Annotated in this window: 1 rRNA gene; it reads left to right on the forward strand. The window is 51.2% G+C overall.

Features of this window, described 5'->3' with window-relative positions:
* Positions 1-8: 8 nt before the first annotated feature.
* Positions 9-1531, forward strand: a 23S ribosomal RNA gene (locus GPK83_RS12265); the annotation flags it as partial.

Below are 1531 nucleotides of genomic sequence, written 5' to 3' on the forward strand. Positions count from 1 at the left end.
ATACTACTGGTTAAGCTAGAAAGAGCGCAGGGTGGATGCCTTGGCACTAAGAGCCGATGAAAGACGTGATAAGCTGCGAAAAGCTTCGGGGAGGAGCAAATATCCTTTGATCCGGAGATCTCTGAATGGGGAAACCTACTTGAGTGTACCTCAAGTGACGTATGGTGAATACATAGCCATACGCCGGGAACCCGGTGAACTGAAACATCTAAGTAGCCGGAGGAAGAGAAAGAAACATCGATTCCGAAAGTAGCGGCGAGCGAAATTGGAAGAGCCCAAACCGGAATGCGTGCATTCCGGGGTTATGGACCACGTTATGTGACCCGTATGGTAATGGAACAGTCTGGGAAGTCAGACCAGAGAGGGTGAAAGTCCCGTACATGAAACCAGAAGGGAGCTAGTGGGATCCAGAGTACTGCGAGACACGTGGAACCTTGCAGGAAGTCGGGGGGACCACCCCCCAAGGCTAAATACTCCTTAGTGACCGATAGCGCATAGTACTGTGAAGGAAAGGTGAAAAGGACCCCGGGAGGGGAGTGAAAGAGAACCTGAAACCCTGTGTTTACAAGCTGTGGAAGCACGTTAAGGTGCGACCGCGTACTTTTTGTAGAACGGTCCGGCGAGTTGCGGATGCTGGCAAGGTTAAGCACTTTAGGTGCGGAGCCGAAGCGAGAGCAAGTCTGAATAGGGCGTCAAGTCAGCATGTGCAGACCCGAAACCGGGTGATCTATCCATGTCCAGGTTGAAGCGAAAGTAAAATTTCGTGGAGGACCGAACGCACATCCGTTGAAAAGGGTGGCGATGAGGTGTGGATAGGGGAGAAATTCCAATCGAACCCGGAGATAGCTGGTTCTCCTCGAAATAGCTTTAGGGCTAGCCTCGTATTAGTCTGGTGGAGGTAGAGCACTGAATTTCCTAGGGGGCGTCAAAGCCTACCGAAGAATATCAAACTCCGAATGCCATACAGATGATGTACGGGAGTCAGACGGCACGAGATAAGTTGGGTCGTCAAAAGGGAAAGAGCCCAGACCTGCAGCTAAGGTCCCAAAGTGTGTGTTAAGTGGAAAAGGATGTGGGATTTCAAAGACAACTAGGATGTTGGCTCAGAAGCAGCCACACATTCAAAGAGTGCGTAATAGCTCACTAGTCGAGAGGTCCTGCGCCGAAAATGTCCGGGGCTGAAACACAACACCGAAGCTCAGGAATGTATTTATACATTGGTAGAGGAGCATTCTTAAAGGGGCGAAGCAGTACCGATAAGGAGCTGTGGACTTTTAAGAAGAGAGAATGCCGGAATGAGTAGCGAGATGGAGGTGGGAATCCTCCAGGCCGAATATCTAAGGTTTCCAGGGTAAAGCTGATCTGCCCTGGGTAAGTCGGGGCCTAAGGCAAGGCTGAGAAGCGTAGCTGATGGACAACAGGTTTAGATTCCTGTACCACATGGTATCAGAACTGTGGGGACGCAGAGGGATAAGATGACCGGGGGACAGATTCCCGGGCAAGCGCAGGAGGTGTCAGGCAGGCAAATCCG

Source organism: Clostridium sp. MCC328 (assembly GCF_018785465.1).
Classification (GTDB): domain Bacteria; phylum Bacillota; class Clostridia; order Lachnospirales; family Lachnospiraceae; genus Pilosibacter; species Pilosibacter fragilis.